Here is a 17,999-nt window from a genome sequence, read left to right as displayed (position 1 = left end):
TGCCGGGGGGACGAGGACGACAGGCTGGGGGTCGAGTGCGCGGGGGATCTGTGTTCGCGCGCGTCGCCGTGAGCGTCGCCCTCGCCGGGGGGCTTGTGGGAGCCGGCGCCGGGAGCGCCGTCGCACTGGGCATGCATGTGACCAGCGTCGTCGACCTCCCGGTCGACTGCGCTGCGCTGCCGCTGGATCCCTCCTGCCCCCCTGTGGACCCGCCCGCCATCCCGGACCCCGACCCGGTGCCGACGACTCCCGCACCCGCCGACACGACGCCCCCCGCCGGGGACCCTCCTCCTCCTGCGCAGGGGCCGCCCCCGGCGGCGACCGACCCCGCGCCCCCGTCCGAGACGTCCGAGCCTCCCGCCACCACCCCGACCGCGCCGAAGCCGGCGACCGCGCCGAAGCCGGCGACCGCGCCGGCGAAGCCGAGCGGGTCGCAGCCGAGCGCCAGCCAGCCCGAGACCTCGAAGCCCGCCACGAAGTCGGACCCCTCGGGTTCCGCATCGGCGACCAGTTCCGGGTCCCGTGATGCGCCGTCGAGTGCGACCGACGCCTCCTCGTCCGCGCCCGTCGTGACGGCGGCACCGAAGGTGGCCGTGGCTCCGAAGGGGCCGGCGCTGACCAGCCTGCAGGCGACGGCGGCCACCCAGGCGATCGAGGAAGCCAAGTCCGCGGTCCCCGCCGTCGTCGAGCCGAACACGCGACTTCTGGCGACCGAGACGAGCGCAGAGGGCGCCCCTCTTCCCTCCCCGAGCGACTCGGGTCTGCTGGCGCTCATCGTGGCGATGACGGCCGCCAGTGCCGGCTGCGGCGTGGCCGCGGTCATCGTGCGCCGCCGCCGGGTTCCCCGCCACCTGCTCTAGCCCCCTGCCCTCCGATCGGCCCCGGCGGCGGTCCGCGGGTGGGCGCGACGCGCCACAGAATCCCGTCTATCGGGACCGGACAACGGGATTTTCTGGCAGGTCGGCGCCGGGAGGGACGGACCGCGCACGCCGGGAAGCGCCGCGGAGCAGGCGGACGGCCAGAAGCACCAGCAGCGCCAGCAGACCGAGGAAGATCAGCCAGGGAAGGGCCGCGCCGAACGCGAGGCCTGCCGCGGTCAGGGCCGCCATCAGCGCTCCGAACCCCGCGGCGACCGCCCCCCAGAAGTCGGTGGGCGCCGAATCGGGAGCGGCGGCGGGTGTCGTGAACGAGACCGTGATGGTCGCGTAGTCCACCTGGTCGCCCAGCCGGTTCCGCTGAGCGGTGAGGCTCTCCAGCTCGGCCTCCCTGTCGCTCAGCGCCTTCTCGATCGCGATCAGGTCCGCGGTGTCCGCGGCGCTGCCGATCAGGTCACGGAGACGTCCGACGGACGCCTGAAGGCTCGAGATCCGCGCATCGAGGTCGGTCGTGACCTGCGTCACGTCGGACGACGAGGTCGTCAGGGAGCCCACCTCACCGAGATCCTGCAGCTGCGAGAGGGTCGCGTCGAGGCGATCGGTGGGAATGCGCGTGATGAGCTGAGCGCTCGCGTCCTGGAAGTCGTTCGCCGGCTGCTTCGTCACGCCGTCCAGCCGGCCGCCCGCCGCCTGCACGATCTTCCGGGCGTCGTCGGCCGCCTTCAGCGGATCCGGCGAGATGACGCTGAGCTCGCCCGTGACGATGACGTCGCGTCGGCCGCTGTCCTCGCCGCCCGCGGCGCCCGGCTGCACGACCCCGGGCTGGGCCACGCCCGGCTCGCCGGCCCCGCCGCCGTCCGCCCCTGAGCTGCTGCCTCCGGCACCCACCGAGGAGCAGCCGGCGAGGCCGAGCACGAGCGCAGCCGCGGCGATGCAGCGGAGTCGACGAGTCATGTGGCCGACAGTAGAACTGCGAGCATCCCTCGTGTTCGGTTGCCGGTGATCGTTACCGATTCGCTCCCGCGATCCGAGGTCCGGCGGAGCGGGTAGAAAGGAGGAAGGCGCGCTCGGCGCCGGACACCGACCGCGCCGCCGGTCGAGGACAAGGAGAACCATGGACACCCGCATCCTCGGCAGGACCGGCCGCACCGTCTCGGTGATCGGGCTCGGCACTTGGCAGCTCGGTGCCGACTGGGGAGATGTGACCCCGGCGGATGCCCGGAAGGTCCTCGACGCGTCGCTCGAGTCGGGCGTCACCTTCTACGACACCGCGGACGTCTACGGCGACGGCCGCAGTGAGCGGTTCGTCGGCGAGTTCGTGGCCGCGAACCCGGAAGCAGGCCTCACGGTGGGCACCAAGATGGGGCGTCGCGTCGACCAGCTGCCCGAGAACTACGTCCTCGAGAACTTCCGCGCCTGGACCGATCGCTCCCGCAAGAACCTCGGCGTCGACACCCTCGACCTCGTGCAGCTGCACTGCCCGCCCACCGCGGTGTACCTCTCGGACGAGGTCTTCGACGCCCTCGACACCCTGGTCGCGGACGGCGCCATCGCCGCGTACGGCGTGAGCGTCGAGGAGACGAGCCAAGCGCTCACCGCGATCGCTCGGCCGGGCACCGCGACCGTGCAGATCATCCTCAACGCGTTCCGGCTGAAGCCGCTCGACGAGGTGCTGCCCGCGGCCGCCGCGGCCGGGGTGGGCATCATCGCCCGTGTCCCGCTCGCCTCCGGCCTGCTCAGCGCCAAGTACACGGAGCGCACGACGTTCGCGGAGAACGACCACCGCACCTACAACCGGAGCGGCGAAGCCTTCGACGTGGGGGAGACCTTCGCCGGCGTCGACTTCGCGACAGGGATCAGCGCCGCTCGGGCGTTCGCCGCCCTCGCGCCGGAGGGGCTCACGGCCGCGCAGGCGGCGCTGGCCTGGATCGCTCAGCTGGAGGGCGTGAGCACCGTCATCCCGGGCGCGCGCAACGCCGAGCAGGCGCGGGCGAACGCGGCGGCGGGATCCGTCCCCGACCTGGGTGAGGACTTCCGCATCGCGGTCGCCGACATCTACGATCGGCACTTCCGCGCCGCCGTGCACGGACGCTGGTAGGCGGTCAGCCCAGGAAGCGATCGACGAGCGAGAGCAGTGCGTCGGCGTCCTCGCGATGGACGCTGTGCCCGGCTCCCGCGACGCTCGCCGCGGTGATCCGGGAGTTGGCGGCCGCCGCCTCGCCGGCGTGCCCGGGGTCGAGGAGGCCACCGAGGTCCGGGTCGGCGGCGATCAGCAGCGTGGGCACCGGAACCGACGCGAGCGCATCGCGCAGCTGCCACCCCGAGGGGTCCGCGACGGTGAGGGCGATCGCAGCCGCATCGACCCGCTCCAGCGCGGCGACCTTCGCCTCGATGTCCCGGCGATGCCAGCGCGGATGCGCTGCCGCGATCGACTCGAGCGTCGCCGCGCTCTTCTCGGCGAGGGCGTCGGCGCCGATCGAGGCGAGGCCGGACGCGTCGATCGACACGACGGGATCGATGAGCACGAGGCGCCGGGACCAGCCCGGTCGGTCGACGGCGGCGAGGAGGCTTGAGGACGCCCCGAGCGAGTGACCGAGGACCACGTCCCATGGCCCGCCCTCGTCGCGCACCTCGGCGAGATCCGCGGCGTAGTCGCCCATCCCGTACGAGTCGGCACGCGGCGCGCGGCCGTGCCCGCGCAGATCGACCGCCGTCACCCGCCACCCCGCGCCGACCAGGTGCTCCTGCACACGCCACCAGCCGGCGGCGTCACTCGACAGCCCGTGCACGAGCAGCGCGGGTCGTCCCGCCCCCGGCCCGCTCGCGTAGCGGGGCAGCGCGACCATGTCAGTCCTCGTCCGGATGCCGGCCGGTGCGCTCGCCGGAGTCCAGCGACGCGATCTCCGACAGGTCGTCCAGGTCGAGGGAGAAGTCGAACAGGTCGAAGTTCTCGCGAAGCCGAGCCGGGGTCACCGACTTGGGGATCACCACGTTCCCGTGATCGAGATGCCACCGGAGCACGACCTGCGCGACGCTCCTGCCGTGCTTCGCGGCGATCCGCTCCAGCACCTCGTTGCCGAGGAAGCGGCCGCGGGCCAGCGGAGACCACGCCTCGGTGAGGATGCCGTGCGCCTGGTCGTACTCACGCACCGTGTCCTGCGGCAGCCAGGGGTGCAGCTCGACCTGGTTGACGGCGGGGGCCGTCTCGGTCTCGGTGAGCAGCCGGGCGAGGTGCGCCTCGGTGAAGTTGGAGACACCGATCGAGCGCGCGCGTCCCTCGTCCCGGATCCGCTCGAGGGCCCGCCAGGTCTCCACGTAGAGGTCCTTGCTCGGCACCGGCCAGTGGATGAGGTAGAGGTCGACATAGTCGAGCCCGAGCTTGCCGAGGCTCTCGTCGAACGCCCGGAGCGCTCGGTCGAAGCCGTGCTCGTCGTTCCAGAGCTTCGTCGTGACGAACAGCTCCTCGCGCGGCAGCGCGGCCTCCGCCACCGCCCTGCCGACCCCGCGCTCGTTGTGGTAGAGCGCGGCCGTGTCGATGTGCCGGTAGCCGATCCGGAGGGCCTCGGCGATCACGCCACCGATGTCCTCCTCGGCGATCTTGTACACGCCCAGTCCCACCTGCGGGATGGCGCGGCCGTCGTTGAGCGGGAGAGTGGGGGACATCGTGGTGCCGGTCACCACGCCATTATCCGCGCGACCTCCGCGCCTCCTCCGTCACACCGGAATACCTCGCTGCCCCATTCGTTTGCATAGAGGTCGGTGGGTACCGAGGAGAAGAGGCAGGAATGACGCGAGTCATGGTCATCGTGGGCAGTGTTCGACCGGGACGGATCGGGCGGCCCATCGCCGACTGGGTGACGAGCGACCTGCTCGGGGTCGATGGACGTGACGTCGACTTCGTGGACCTGGCGGAGCTCGCCCTTCCCTTCATGGACGAGCCGAACCACCCACTGCTGCGGCAGTACACCAAGCCGCACACGCTCGCCTGGAGCGAGCGTGTGGAGGCGGCAGACGCGTTCGTGTTCGTGACGCCCGAGTACAACCACAGCTTCTCGCCGGCGCTCAAGAACGCCCTCGACTTCCTCAGCCACGAGTGGCGCCGCAAGCCGGTCACTTTCGTCAGCTATGGCGGGGCGTCCGCCGGGACCCGCGGCGTCATCGCGCTCAAGCCGGCTGTCGTGGCGCTCGGCCTCGTGCCGACGCTGACGAACGTCGAGATCAACTTCCCGGGCAGCTTCCTCTCGGACGACGGGGAGTTCCAGGCCAGCGACACCCACCGCAGCCGGCTGCAGCTGGCCTTGGCCGAGCTCGTCGCGCTCGCTGAAGCCCTGCGTCCGCTGCGAGAGCTGGCGCCCGCGCGCTGATCCGAGGCCGGTCGGCCCCGGCCGACAGGGGGCGAACGCCTCAGCTCGGCTGCACCGGCACGGCGTCGGTGTCCGGAAGAGGGCTCGCGTCGCGGTGCCGCAGATCCGGGTGCCAGCGCTTGCCGATGACGGCGGCGAGGAGGCCCGCGGAGGCGAGCGTGATGGCGACCCAGAAGGCGCCGATCGCGCCGTTCTGGTCGATGAGGAAGCCGGCGGCGGCGGAGCCGAGGGCTGCGCCGATGAGCTGGCCCGTGCCGACCCAGCCGTAGGCCTCGGCGGTGTCGCTGAACTTCACGCTGGACGAGGTGATCGCGAAGATCACGGCGAGGGCGGGCGCGAGCCCCAGCCCCGAGATGACGAGCGTGAGCGCCAGCCACCAGAAGTTGAGGGCGAACGCCGCCAGCGCGAGCCCCACTGTCACGATCAGGACGCGACGGGCGAGGGCCCAGGGGCCGATGGGGATGTGGCCGAGCAGGAGCCCGCCCGCGAGTGAGCCGATCGACCAGATCGCGAGCACGATGCCCGCCTCGGGGCCGTCGTCGCCGAAGACCGCGACGATCCCGGTCTCGATGGCCGCGCAGGAGCCGATCAGGAGGAACCCGACCACGGTGGCGAGCAGCACCGTCGGACGCGTGAGCACCTGCCCGAAGCGGCGCCTGCTGCGCGGGATGCGCACCCGGCCGAGTTCCGGCGAGGACAGGAACCACGCCCCGCCGCCCGCCATCAGCACCACCGACAGCAGGATGCCCTGGACAGTGCCGATCTGGGTCGAGACGAAGGTGACGAGCACCGGGCCGCCGACCCAGATGAGCTCCTGCGCGGAGGCGTCCAGGGAGAAGAGCGGGGTCAGCTGACGGGAGTTCACCATCTTCGGATAGATCGTGCGCACCGCCGGCTGGATCGGCGGGTAGGTCAGCCCGGCCAGAAGCGCGACGGCCATCGATGCCGGCACGGACTGCTCCACGAGGGCGAGCTCGAGGATGGTGAGGCTGCACGCGATGACGGTGGCGAGGATCACCGGCCGCATGCCGAAGATGCCCATCAGCCGGCTGGTGAGCGGCCCGGAGATGGCTTGGCCGGCACTGAGCGCGGCGAGCACGAGACCGGCCGCCGCGTACGAGCCGGTCGTGCGCTCGATGTGCAGCAGGAACCCGAGCGAGAGCATGCCGCTCGGGAATCTGGCCAGGAGCTGGGCCCCCATGATGCGCGCGACGCCCGGCGTGCGGACGAGGCCGACATAACTACTCACAGGGCCTTCATCCTAGAGGCCGCCAAGTGTCAGGGGTCTGCTCTAGCGTGTGGATAAGTCGGCCTGGTTATGCACACCGTGTGTACGACACGCCGCAACATTTAGGGTTGTAGGGATGCCAGAGACCCCATATATAGTGATTCTCGGTCGGCTTGCCGCACGGATTCCCGGTCTTCGGGTGGCTCGGAAATCCCAGGCGGTCGATCGAACGGAATCGTTCTCCGGACCCCGGCCTTCGGGTGGCTCGGGGTCCGGAGACGAGCCCGTTCAGGGGAATCCGCCAGTCGGCGGTGCTCCCCAGGGGACACGGCTTCAAGGGGGAGTCGTTCAAGGCCGCTGGTCGGCCGAACTGTGGGAGGCAACGTGTCAATAACCGTCGTGAAGCGGAACGGGGCCCGCGAGCCCTATGACGCGAACAAGATCAACCTGGCGATCGAGAATGCCAGCGCGGGACTCGACGAGAACATCACCTGGGTCACGCAGATCGCGTCGGAACTCGAGTTGACGCTCTTCGATGGGATCAGCACCCAGCAGCTCGACGAGGCCGTCATCCAGGTGGCGCTGCAGAACGTCAAGGACGACCCGGCATTCGACACCGTCGCGGCCCGGCTCCTGCTCAAGACCATCTACAAGCGCGTGCTCGGCGACTACGAGACGCACGCCGAGTTGAAGAGCCTGCATGCGACGCTCTTCGCCCCCTACATCCACCGCGGCGTGGCCGAGGACCTCCTCGATGACCGCCTCGGCACCCTCTTCGACCTTGACCGCCTCGCCGCCGCCCTGGACCCGGCGCATGACGAGCTGCTCAAGTACATCGGCGTCGTCACGCTGAACAACCGCTACGGCATCAAGGCCCGCAACAACGACCCGCTCGAGGTGCCCCAGTACTTCTGGATGCGCATCGCCATGGGCCTCTCGCTCAACGAGGCCGACGCCACGAGCGCCGCCATCGCCTTCTACGAGAAGATGAGCCGCCTCGACTACCTCGCCGCCGGCTCCACGCTGGTGAACGCGGGCACCAAGTACCCGCAGCTCTCCAACTGCTTCGTCATGGAGATGCAGGACGACATCGAGCACATCGCGAAGACCACGCGCGACGTCATGTGGCTCACCAAGGGCACCGGCGGCATCGGCCTCTCGGTCAGCAAGCTGCGCGCCCAGGGCTCGCCCATCCGCTCGAACAACACCACCTCGACCGGGCCGATCCCGTTCATGCACACGATCGACTCGATCCTCCGCGCGGTCAGCCGCGGCGGCAAGAAGTTCGGCGCCCTCTGCTTCTACATGGAGAACTGGCACCTCGACTTCCCCGAGTTCCTCGACCTGCGCGCCAACTCGGGTGACCCGTACCGCCGCACCCGCACCGCCAACACGGCCGTGTGGATCTCGGACGAGTTCATGAAGCGCGTCCAGAACGACGAGGACTGGTACCTTTTCGACCCGCTCGAGGTGTCCGATCTCGGCGAGCTCTACGGCAAGGAGTTCTCGGCCCGCTACGCGCACTACGTGGCGGAGGCCGACGCCGGCAACATGCGGATGTTCAAGCGCATCAAGGCGCGGGAGCAGTTCAAGTCGATCCTCATCTCACTGCAGAGCACCAGCCACCCGTGGCTGACCTGGAAGGACACGATCAACAACCGTGCCCTCAACAACAACACGGGGACGATCCACCTCTCCAACCTCTGCACCGAGATCTGCCTCCCGCAGGACCGCGACAACGTCTCCGTCTGCAACCTGGCCTCGATCAACCTTGCTCGTCACCTCACCGATGTGGGCGGCGGCAAGCTCGGCTTCGACTGGAAGCAGATCGAGACGAGTGCTCGCCTTGCGGTCCGCCAGCTGGACAACCTGATCGACATCACGCTCTCGAGCGTCGACGAGGCGGACTTCTCCAACCAGCAGAACCGTGCCATCGGCCTCGGCGTGATGGGCTTCACCGATGTGGTCGAGAAGCTCGGCATCTCCTACGAGAGCGAGGCGGCGTACGACCTGATCGACGAGATCATGGAGCACGTCTCCTACGCCGCCATCGACGAGTCGGCCGACCTCGCCCAGAGCCGCGGCGCCTACGCCAACTTCGCCGGCTCGCGCTGGTCGCAGGGCATGGTTCCGCTCGACTCGATCGCGCTCACCGAAGCCGACCGCGGCATGCCCATCAAGGTGAACCGCGGCACGCGGCTCGACTGGGACGCACTGCGCGAGAAGGTCAAGGGCGGCATGCGCAACGCCACCCTGATGGCGATCGCGCCGACCGCGTCGATCGGCCTCGTCGCCGGAACCACGCCGGGCCTGGATCCCCAGTTCTCGCAGATCTTCAGCCGGGCGACCTCCTCGGGCAAGTTCCTCGAGGTGAACCGCAACCTGGTGACCGACCTCCAGCAGCTGGGCCTCTGGGAGAAGGTGCGGGAGGCGATCCTGCGCAGCCAGGGCGACATCCAGAACATCGCGGAGATCCCTGACCACCTCAAGGCCACGTACAAGACGAGCTTCCAGCTGTCGCCGTACGCCTTCCTGGAGGTCGCGGCGCGCGCCCAGAAGTGGATCGACCAGGCCATCAGCCGCAACATGTACCTCGAGACGCGCGATCTCGGCGAGATGATGGACATCTACTTCGCGGCATGGGAGCGGGGCGTGAAGACGACCTACTACCTGCACATGAAGCCGCGGCACACCGCCGAGCAGTCGACGGTCCGCGTCAACAAGTCCGAGACGATCAACGAGGGTGCGGCCGCCGGCGCGCAGCAGAAGCGCGGCTTCGGCTTCGGCGGGGCCTCGCCGGTCACTCCGGAGAAGGCGCACTCGGTGTCCGCCCTTCCGGACGCAGAGCCGTCTGTGCCGGCTCCCGCACGGCGGGGCTTCGGCTTCGGCGGCGCCTCCTCGAAGGCCGACTCATGAGCGGGCGCGAGCTCGGCATGGGCGACGTCTCCACCGCCACGGGTTCCCTCTACATCGTCCCGATGGACCCCATGGACCTCCTCATGTGCGACTCCTGCCAGTAGCGCTTTCCTTCCGTTTCTTCACTTCCATTCCGAATAGCCGCAGCACCACCGCGGTTATATACAGCAGCAGTAGAAGTACCTCGGTGACTCAGTTCGGCTCCCAGTCGGCTGAGGAATCGGGCGGGATGCTCGCCGCAGGCGAGTTTTGGGTTGGGTTGGTGGCCCTACAGGCCACCAACCCAAGCCAATGTCTGAGCACCAGGCGAGGGTCCCGCCCGATTCCGCCCCAAGACAAGGAGAGAACATGGGAATCCTCGGCACAGGAATTCAAGAAGGCCTCCTTCTGAAGCCGGTCCGGTACAAGTGGGCGATGGACCTCTACGAGCAGGCCGTGGCGAACACGTGGTTCCCGAACGAGATCCAGCTGGGCGAGGACATCGCCGACTTCAAGCGGATGACGGAGGAGGAGCAGCACGCGATCACGTTCCTCATGTCCTACTTCAACCCGAGCGAGCTGCTGGTGAACAAGGCGCTGGCGTTCGGCGTCTACCCCTACATCAACGCTCCCGAGGCGCACCTCTACCTCGCGAAGCAGATGTGGGAGGAGGCGAACCACTGCATGTCGTTCGAGTACGTGCTCGAGACCTTCCCGATCGACCGCGACGAGGCCTACAACTCGCATGTCGACGTGCCGTCGATGCGCCGCAAGGAGGAGTTCGAGGTCAGCTTCATCCGCCGCATGACGGAGCAGCAGCTGGACATCACCACCACGGCGGGCAAGAAGGACTTCGTCCGCAACCTGGTCGCCTACAACATCATCCTCGAGGGCATCTGGTTCTATTCGGGCTTCATGGTGGCGCTGTCGTTCCGTCAGCGGAACCTGCTGCGCAACTTCGGCTCGCTCGTGGACTGGATCGTCCGCGACGAGAGCCTGCACCTGAAGTTCGGCATCAATCTGATCCTCACCGTGCTGGAGGAGAACCCGGACCTGCAGACCGAGGAGTTCGCGGCGGAGATCAAGAAGATGATCACGGACGCGGTCGAGATGGAGGAGCAGTACAACCACGACCTGCTCCCGAACGGCATCCTCGGACTGAACGCGAACTACATCAACCAGTACGTGAAGTACCTGGCTGACCGGCGCCTCGAGGAGCTCGGGTTCGAGCCGGAGTACAACGTGACGAACCCGGCCAAGTGGATGGCGACCGCGAACGACACCTTGCAGCTGGTCAACTTCTTCGAGTCGACGAACACCTCATACGAGGTCAACGCGCAGGCGACCGCCCGGTCCTGAAGATCCCGCCGACCCGGGCTCGAAATGAGCTTCGCCCGGGTCGGCAGGGGAACCTCCTCGGCGCGCCAAGGGGTGGCCCACCGTGGTTCCGCCGGGTTTTCCGGGAGGGGGGAATACGGGGCGCGGTGTCGGCGCTGCCTTGTACAGTGAGCCGGCAAGTGGACGGTGTTCACATACGCTTCCCGAGTCCAACGCGCACGGGGACTGAGCGCACCACGACCGGGAGGTCCCGCATGACGAACAGCACAGACATCAGCGAGAAAGGGGCCACGGGGCCCTCTCCCGCCCAGCTCGGCGAGTCTCCCGCGGTCCGGTCGGCGGACGTGGCGTCCTCGGCCGAAGCCGGGCACCATGGCGGCGAACGCCTGCCGCGGCACCACCGCAACGTGATCGCGGTCCTCATGATCGCGGCGTTCACGGTGATCCTCAACGAGACGGTCATGAGCGTCGCCCTGCCGGTCCTGCAGGAGGACCTGGGCATCGGCCCGAGCATCGGACAATGGCTCACCACCGCCTTCATGCTCACCATGGCGGTCGTCATCCCGATCACCGGCTTCCTCATCCAGCGCATCCGCACGCGCACCCTGTTCGTGCTCGCCATGTCGCTGTTCAGCGCCGGCACGCTGCTGGCCGCGCTCTCTCCCGGGTTCGGCGTGCTCCTGCTGGCGCGGGTCATCCAGGCCTCCGGCACGGCGATCATGATGCCCCTGCTCATGACGACCGTGATGACGCTCGTCCCGGTCGCGCGCCGCGGCCAGATGATGGGCAACATCTCCATCGTCATCTCGGTGGCACCCGCGCTCGGCCCCACGGTGTCCGGCTTCATCATCGACAACTTCGGCTGGCGCTGGATCTTCGGCTTCGTGCTCCCGATCGCACTCCTCACGCTGGGGCTCGGCGCGAAGTGGATGGTCTCCGTCTCCGAGACGTCCCGCGCCAAGATCGACCTCATCTCGATCCCCCTCGCCGCGCTCGGATTCGGCGGACTGGTCTACGGCCTGGCGAGCATCGGCCAGTCGGCCGAGGGCGGCGGCGGCGTCCCCATCTGGGTGCTGTTCACGCTGGGCGGGGTCTCGCTGCTCCTGTTCCTCGTGCGGCAGCTCCTGCTGCAGCGCTCGGACCGCGCACTGCTCGACCTGCGCGTGTTCAGCTCGCCGATCTTCTCCATCGCCATGGGCGCCATGGTGCTCGCGACCGCCACGATGTTCGGCACGTTCATCCTCATCCCGTTCTTCGCGCAGCGGGCCCTCGGCCTCAACCCGTTGGAGACCGGGCTGCTCACCTTGCCGGGTGGGCTTCTGATGGGCATCGCCAGCCCGTTCATCGGCCGCATCTACGACGCTCGTGGCCCGCTTCTGCTGCTGCTGCCGGGCGCACTGCTGATCAGCGGCTCCATGTGGGTGCTCACCACGGTGAGCGCGGAGACGCCGATGTGGCTCCTGATCGTCACCAACATCACGCTGAGTCTCGGTCTGGCCGCGACGTTCACGCCGCTCATGACCTCGGGTCTCGGCTCGGTCAAGCCGCACCTCTATTCGCACGGCAGCGCCGTGGTGGGCACGTTCCAGCAGGTGGCCGCAGCCGCGGGCACCGCGCTCTTCGTCACGGTGCTGGCCGTCGGTGCGGCCGGGGCCGGGGCGGACGTGAGCGGGGTGGCGGGAACGGTCGCGGGCACGCGACTGGCGTTCCTGGTCGGCGCGTTCCTCTCCCTCGCCCTCGTCGCCTCGGTGTTCTTCGTGCGCAAGCCGGCGAACGCGCCGGGTGGGTTCAGCGGGCACTGAGCATGCGGCTCGTCGCACTCTTCCGCGGGGTCAACGTGGGCGGCGTGCGGGTGCCGATGGCGGAGCTGCGCGAGCTGCTCGCCGAGCAGGGGCTCCGCGAGGTGCGGACCCTGCTCGCGAGCGGCAACGCGGTCTTCGACGCGGATCTGCCCCCCGACGGGCTCGCGCGGCGGCTGGAGACGGTCGTGGGCGAGCGCTTCGGCTACGCCGCGCGGATCCTCGTCGTGACGATCGACGAGGTGGCAGCGGCCGTCCGCTCCTATCCGTTCGAGGGCAGCGACGACACTCACGCCTACGTCGTCTTCACCGAACAGGAGGCGGTCGCATCCGACCTGGGTGCTGCGGCAGCCGAGCTGCCCGAGGGCGATCAGGTGCAGGCGAGCGGCCGCCTGATCTACTGGCGCGTCGCGGTCGGCAGCACCCTCGGCAGCCCGTTCGGCAAGCTCCTCGCCCGCCGCAAGGCCGTCTTCACCACCACCCGCAACCTCCGGACCCTCGAGAAGATCCTCGCCGCCGCCTGACTTCTGCGGTGACCTGCCCAGTTCTGTCGCATCTCAGCGCGGAGTTGCGGCAGAAGTGGGCAGTTCGGCGAGGGCGCGGGTGATGCGCTGCGCCGAGATCGGGCCCTGGGCGCCGAGCGGCTGCGCGAACAGGCTGATCCGCAGCTCCTCGAGCATCCACCGGACGGCCGCCAGCCGCGGGTCGGCATCCGGCTGCAGGGGGAGGGTGCCCCCTGCGGCGAGGTAGCGCTCGGTCGCGGTCTGCACCTCGTTCATCCAGACCCGGTCCCGATTCGGGTTCTCCCGCAGCTTCGCGATCCGGTGGGTCACGCCGGCCAGGTAGACCGGGAGCCGGCCCAGCTGCGGCAGGCCGGTGGCGGACACGAAGCCCGGGTGCACGAGCGCGGCCAGCTGGGCGCGCGCGTCGGTGAGGGCGGGCAGCAGGGCCATGCTCGTGGCCGCCTTGACCGCCGCCTCGGCCTCGCGCGCGGCCGGAAGGATCCGGGCGAGCAGCGCGACCGTGCCGAAGAGGTCCTCGAGCACGTGCGCGGACACCTCGTCCCGCGCCCGATCGAAGTCCTCCCGGGTCCAGAGCAGGCCGTCGGGGAAGAGGCCGCGAACCCGCGCCTCGATCCCCGCCTGCAGCGCGTCGTCGAAGAGCGCCCGCACGCTCCGGTACGGGCTCGTCGCCAGGGCCAGCTTCTCCCGGGCGGTCAGGTGCTCGTTGAGGTAGGCGACCGGCGATGGCGTGGCGAGGTGCAGGAGCCGGCGCACCCCGGCGCGCTGAGCCGCCGCCTGCTCGGCGGGGGTGCCGAAGAGGCGCAGCGCGACGCTCTCTCCCTCGTCCACGAGGGCCGGGTAGGCGCGGACGAGGCCGCCGGCGCCGCGGACGTCGAGCTGCTGGGCGACCTCCGCGAAGTCCCAGGACGTGATGCCGGAGCGCTCCGTGAAGCGGGCGCCTCCGGTGCTCGCGGGAGGCGGCGGGCCCGCCTTCCGCGCGGGCGGTCGCGGTCCCGCGAAGAGCCGGGACACCGACTCGCGCGCCTGGTCCGCGAACCGCTCCTGCAGCTCGCCGAGGTCCTTGCCGAAGCCGATCCGGGTGCCGCGCTCGTCGACGACGGCGAAGGTCATCCGCAGGTGCGGGGGCAGGCGGGCGAGGTCGAAGTCCTCGGCGGTGACCGCGGTGCCGTTCGCCGCCCGGATCGCTCGCGCGAGCGCCGCAGTGATCGACCCTTCAGGGTCGGCAGGCAGGTCGGCCAGCAGGCGGGTCGCCCAGTCGCCGGCGGGGACGACCGTGCGCCGGATCGCCTTCGGCAGCGAGCGGAGCAGGGCAGTCACGAGGTCCTCGCGCAGGCCCGGCACCAGCCAGTCGAAGCCGTCCGGCGAGATCCGTGGCAGCAGGGCGAGGGGCAGCTGCACGGTGACGCCGTCGTCCTCGGCGCCCGGCTCGAAGCGGTACCGGAGGGTCAGCCGCTGATCGCCCTGGCGCCACGCGGTGGGGAACGCGAGCGGATCGACCTCGGCGCTCTCCGGCTCCTCCAGCAGCGCGTCCCGCGTCAGCGTCAGCAGCTCCGGCGTCGACTTCCTCGTCTCGCTCCACCAGGCCTGGAACGCGCGCACCGTCACGATCTCGGGCGGGATGCGCGACTCGTAGAAGTCGAGGAGTGCGTCGCCTCCGGTGACGATGTCGCGGCGCCGCGTGCGCTCCTCCAGATCACCGAGCTCGCGGAGGAGCCGCGCGTTGGCGCGCTCGAAGTCGAAGTCATGGTCGCGGGACCGCTCGAGGTGCGGCGGCCACTCGCCGTCGAGCAGTGCGTGCTGCAGGAAGAGCTCGCGGGCGACCCCCGGATTCACCCGGGACCACTGCACCCGGCGGCGGGCGACGAGCGGAACCCCGTAGAGCGTGACCTTCTCGAAGCCGACGGCGGCCCCCTGCTTCGCCTCCCAGTGCGGCTCGCTGTAGGAGCGCTTCACCAGATCCTCGGCGAGGCGCTCGGCCCACGCGGGATCGATGGCGGCAACCGTGCGGGCGAAGAGGCGGGAGGTCTCCACCAGCTCGCCCGCCATCACCGCGGTCGGCGCCTTCTTCGCCAGCGCGGAGCCGGGGAAGATCGCGAACTTCACCTGCCGTGCGCCCAGGTACTCGGTGCTCCTGCGGCGCTTGTCCTTCTCCTTCTCCTTGCCCGCCGGCGCCGCGGAGCGCTCGTCGAGCACGCCGATCTGGGAGAGCAGGCCGGACAGCAGCGACCGGTGGATGCCGTCCGGATCCACCTTCCGCTCGCCGGCGCGGATCCCGATCTGGCCTGCCAGCCGGTCCAGCTGCCGGTACACGTCCTGCCACTCACGGATGCGGAGGTAGTTGAGGTACTCGGTGCGGCACAGTCGGCGGAAGGCGCTGGAGGACAGCTCGCGCTGGCGGTCCTCGATGTGGTGCCACAGGTTCAGCAGGGAGAGGAAGTCGCTGGTGGGTTCGGCGAACCGGGCGTGCGCCAGGTCGGCCTTGTCCCTGGCCTCCAGCGGACGCTCCCGCGGGTCCTGGATGGAGAGGCCGGCGACGATGGCGAGGACCTCGCGGGCGACGCCGTTCCGCTTCGACTCGAGCACCATCCGCCCGAAGCGGGGGTCGATGGGCAGGCGCGCGAGGTCGCGTCCGGTCTTCGTGAGCCCACCGTCGTCGCGCACCGCGCCGAGCTCCCGCAGCAGCTCCCGGCCGTCGCGGATGCCCCGGGAGTCCGGCGGCTGCAGGAAGGGGAACTCGGCCATGTCGCCGAGGTCGAGGCTGAGCATCTGCAGGATCACGGCGGCCAGGCCGGTGCGGAGGATCTCCGGGTCGGTGAACTCGGAGCGGCGGGTGTAGTCGTCCTCCGAGTACAGCCGGATGGCGATGCCGTCGCTGGTGCGGCCTGCGCGGCCGGCCCGCTGATTCGCGGAGGCCTGCGACACCGGCTCGATGGGGAGGCGCTGCACCTTGGAGCGCGCCCCGTAGCGCGAGATCCGCGCGGTCCCGCCGTCGATCACGTACTTGATGCCGGGCACCGTGATGCTGGTCTCGGCCACGTTGGTGGCGAGCACGACCCGCCTGCGCACGCCCGGAGCGCGGGAGGTGTCGAAGACCCGGTGCTGATCGGCCGCGGACAGCCGGCCGTAGAGGGGGAGCACCTCGGTTCCCGAGGGGGCCCGGCTCCGCACCGCCTCTTCGGCGTCGCGGATCTCGTTCTCGCCGGAGAGGAAGACGAGCACGTCGCCCGGCGCCTCGCGGGCCAGCTCGTCCAGAGCGTCGGTGATCCCCTCGAAGAGGTCCCGGTCCTCGGGACGGTGGGCGTCCTCGTCGGAGCCGTCCGAGACGAGCGGGCGGTAGCGGATCTCGACCGGGTAGGTGCGCCCCGAGACCTCGACGATGGGCGCCGGCGTGCCGTCGGCCGATGCGAAGTGCCGCGCGAAGCTCTCCGGGTCGATCGTTGCCGAGGTGACGATCACCTTGAGGTCGGGGCGCTGCGGGAGCAGGCGCTTGAGGTAGCCGAGGAGGAAGTCGATGTTGAGACTCCGCTCGTGCGCCTCGTCGAGGATGATCGTGTCGTACCGGCGCGGCATCCGGTCCCGGCCGAGCTCGTTGAGCAGGATTCCGTCGGTCATCAGCTTGACCCGGGTGGACGCGCTCGCCTTGTCGGTGAAGCGCACCTGGTAGCCGACGAGGGTGCCGAGCTCGACTTCGAGCTCGTCGGCGATCCGCTCGGCGATGGTGCGGGCGGCGATCCGGCGCGGCTGTGTGTGCGCGATCGACTCGCGCCCCAGCTCGAGGCAGATCTTCGGCAGCTGGGTCGTCTTGCCCGAGCCGGTCGCTCCCGCGACGATCACCACCTGCGAGCGCGCGAGAACCGCCGCGATCTCGTCCCGCATCGCGCTGACCGGCAGCTCGGCGGGGTAGGTGATGCGGGGGAGCACGGTCATGGGTCCTCCATTCTCTCGCGGCGGCCGGGCGTCGGGTTCGTGAGCTGGGCCGCAGCGCATCCGGCCGGCCGATAATCGCCGCCTCCGTGGGCTGTCAACCCTGCGCACGCTCCCCGGACGCCCGGGGCACCAGGTGGAAGAGTGGACACATGACCAGTGCATCGACCATGCCCACCGTCCGCCTCAACGACGGGACCCAGATCCCGCAGCTCGGCTTCGGCGTCTTCCAGGTCGAGCCGGAGCAGACCCAGAGCGTCGTGGAGGCCGCGCTCGAGATCGGCTACCGCCACCTCGACACCGCCGCCGCCTACCGCAACGAGAAGGGGGTGGGGGAGGCGATCGCCGCGTCCGGCATCCCGCGGGCCGACCTCTGGATCACCACGAAGCTGTGGAACGCGGCCCACCAGCGCGACAAGGCGCTCGCCGCGATCGACCGCAGCCTCGAGCTGCTCGGCCTCGACTACGTAGACCTCTACCTGATCCACTGGCCGCTGCCGATGTTCGACGAGTACGTCGAGGCGTGGAAGACGCTCGAGGAGATCGCCGCGAGCGGCAAGGCCAAGTCGATCGGGGTCTCCAACTTCCTGCCCGAGCACCTCGAGCGGGTCTTCGCGGAGAGCGACGTGGTGCCCTCCGTCAACCAGATCGAGCTGCACCCCGAGTTCCAGCAGCGCGAGCTCGTCGAGTTCTGCCGCGCCCACGACATCGCGATCGAGGCCTGGTCCCCGCTCGCCTCCGGCAACATCGTCGACCGCGAGGATGTGGCCGAGATCGCCGAGAAGTACGGCAAGACGCCCGCGCAGGTGACCCTGCGCTGGCATCTGGACGAGGGGCGCATCGTCTTCCCCAAGTCCAACAACCCGGGCCGGCAGAAGGAGAACTTCGAGATCCTCGACTTCTCCCTGACGGCGGAGGAGCTCGCGGTCTTCGACGCGCTGGACCAGGGCAAGCGCATCGGCGCGGACCCGGCCACGGCCGACTTCCGCTGATCCCGAGCCTGAACACGAGCCGGACGGCGCGGCGGGGCGCGGCGGAGGCACTGTACCTCG

Annotated in this window: 13 protein-coding genes; 8 read left to right on the top strand and 5 right to left on the bottom strand. The window is 70.0% G+C overall.

What is annotated here, in order from left to right:
- Positions 1-35: 35 nt before the first annotated feature.
- Positions 36-860, top strand: a complete 825-nt coding sequence (locus JWR33_RS01180; RefSeq protein ID WP_297408655.1) for a hypothetical protein — start codon at positions 36-38, stop codon at positions 858-860.
- Between the two features lie 66 nt (positions 861-926).
- Here JWR33_RS01180 and JWR33_RS01175 read toward each other — a convergent pair whose 3' ends face one another.
- On the bottom strand, positions 927-1,829 hold the full coding sequence (locus JWR33_RS01175; protein WP_297408653.1) for a DUF4349 domain-containing protein: 903 nt from the start codon (positions 1,827-1,829) through the stop codon (positions 927-929).
- Between the two features lie 160 nt (positions 1,830-1,989).
- On the opposite strand from JWR33_RS01175, the gene JWR33_RS01170 reads away from it, so the two are divergent.
- Positions 1,990-2,973: an aldo/keto reductase gene (locus tag JWR33_RS01170; RefSeq protein ID WP_297408651.1), complete on the top strand. Its 984-nt coding sequence runs from the start codon at positions 1,990-1,992 to the stop codon at positions 2,971-2,973.
- A 4-nt stretch (positions 2,974-2,977) separates the two neighbouring features.
- Here the strand turns inward: JWR33_RS01170 and JWR33_RS01165 are convergent, their stop codons facing one another.
- Positions 2,978-3,721, bottom strand: coding sequence for an alpha/beta hydrolase (locus JWR33_RS01165; protein ID WP_297408649.1), 744 nt, complete (start codon positions 3,719-3,721; stop codon positions 2,978-2,980).
- Position 3,722: 1 nt separating this feature from the next.
- Entirely contained in the window at positions 3,723-4,538 is an 816-nt protein-coding gene (locus JWR33_RS01160; RefSeq protein ID WP_297408741.1) for an aldo/keto reductase, read from the bottom strand.
- A gap of 122 nt (positions 4,539-4,660) precedes the next feature.
- Here JWR33_RS01160 and JWR33_RS01155 point away from each other — a divergent pair, with 122 nt between their 5' ends.
- On the top strand, positions 4,661-5,239 hold the full coding sequence (locus JWR33_RS01155) for an NAD(P)H-dependent oxidoreductase (protein ID WP_297408647.1): 579 nt from the start codon (positions 4,661-4,663) through the stop codon (positions 5,237-5,239).
- Positions 5,240-5,279: 40 nt separating this feature from the next.
- On the opposite strand, the gene JWR33_RS01150 is transcribed toward JWR33_RS01155, so the two are convergent.
- Positions 5,280-6,488 carry an MFS transporter gene (locus JWR33_RS01150; protein ID WP_297408646.1) on the bottom strand — a complete coding sequence of 403 codons (1,209 nt, stop codon included), beginning with the start codon at positions 6,486-6,488 and terminating at the stop codon, positions 5,280-5,282.
- A gap of 363 nt (positions 6,489-6,851) precedes the next feature.
- Between JWR33_RS01150 and JWR33_RS01145 the strand changes: the two genes are divergently transcribed.
- The 4 genes from JWR33_RS01145 (at position 6,852) to JWR33_RS01130 (ending at position 13,023) form a co-directional block, all read left to right on the top strand.
- Complete coding sequence (locus tag JWR33_RS01145) at positions 6,852-9,383, top strand: ribonucleoside-diphosphate reductase subunit alpha (protein ID WP_297408644.1); 2,532 nt, start codon at positions 6,852-6,854, stop codon at positions 9,381-9,383.
- 348 nt (positions 9,384-9,731) lie between these two features.
- Complete coding sequence (locus JWR33_RS01140; protein WP_297408642.1) at positions 9,732-10,721, top strand: ribonucleotide-diphosphate reductase subunit beta; 990 nt, start codon at positions 9,732-9,734, stop codon at positions 10,719-10,721.
- A gap of 233 nt (positions 10,722-10,954) precedes the next feature.
- Positions 10,955-12,502, top strand: coding sequence for a DHA2 family efflux MFS transporter permease subunit (locus JWR33_RS01135; RefSeq protein ID WP_297408641.1), 1,548 nt, complete (start codon positions 10,955-10,957; stop codon positions 12,500-12,502).
- Between the two features lie 2 nt (positions 12,503-12,504).
- Positions 12,505-13,023: a DUF1697 domain-containing protein gene (locus tag JWR33_RS01130; protein WP_297408639.1), complete on the top strand. Its 519-nt coding sequence runs from the start codon at positions 12,505-12,507 to the stop codon at positions 13,021-13,023.
- Positions 13,024-13,056: 33 nt separating this feature from the next.
- Here JWR33_RS01130 and hrpA read toward each other — a convergent pair whose 3' ends face one another.
- Positions 13,057-16,950, bottom strand: coding sequence for an ATP-dependent RNA helicase HrpA (gene hrpA, locus JWR33_RS01125; RefSeq protein WP_297408637.1), 3,894 nt, complete (start codon positions 16,948-16,950; stop codon positions 13,057-13,059).
- Positions 16,951-17,099: 149 nt separating this feature from the next.
- Here hrpA and JWR33_RS01120 point away from each other — a divergent pair, with 149 nt between their 5' ends.
- On the top strand, positions 17,100-17,939 hold the full coding sequence (locus tag JWR33_RS01120) for an aldo/keto reductase (RefSeq protein WP_297408635.1): 840 nt from the start codon (positions 17,100-17,102) through the stop codon (positions 17,937-17,939).
- Positions 17,940-17,999: the final 60 nt, after the last annotated feature.

Source organism: Naasia sp. (assembly GCF_025465545.1).
In the GTDB taxonomy this organism is placed as follows: Bacteria; Actinomycetota; Actinomycetes; order Actinomycetales; family Microbacteriaceae; genus Naasia.
The sequence above is the reverse complement of the archived record's forward strand: the minus strand, read 5'-3'. Positions and strand labels throughout refer to the sequence as shown.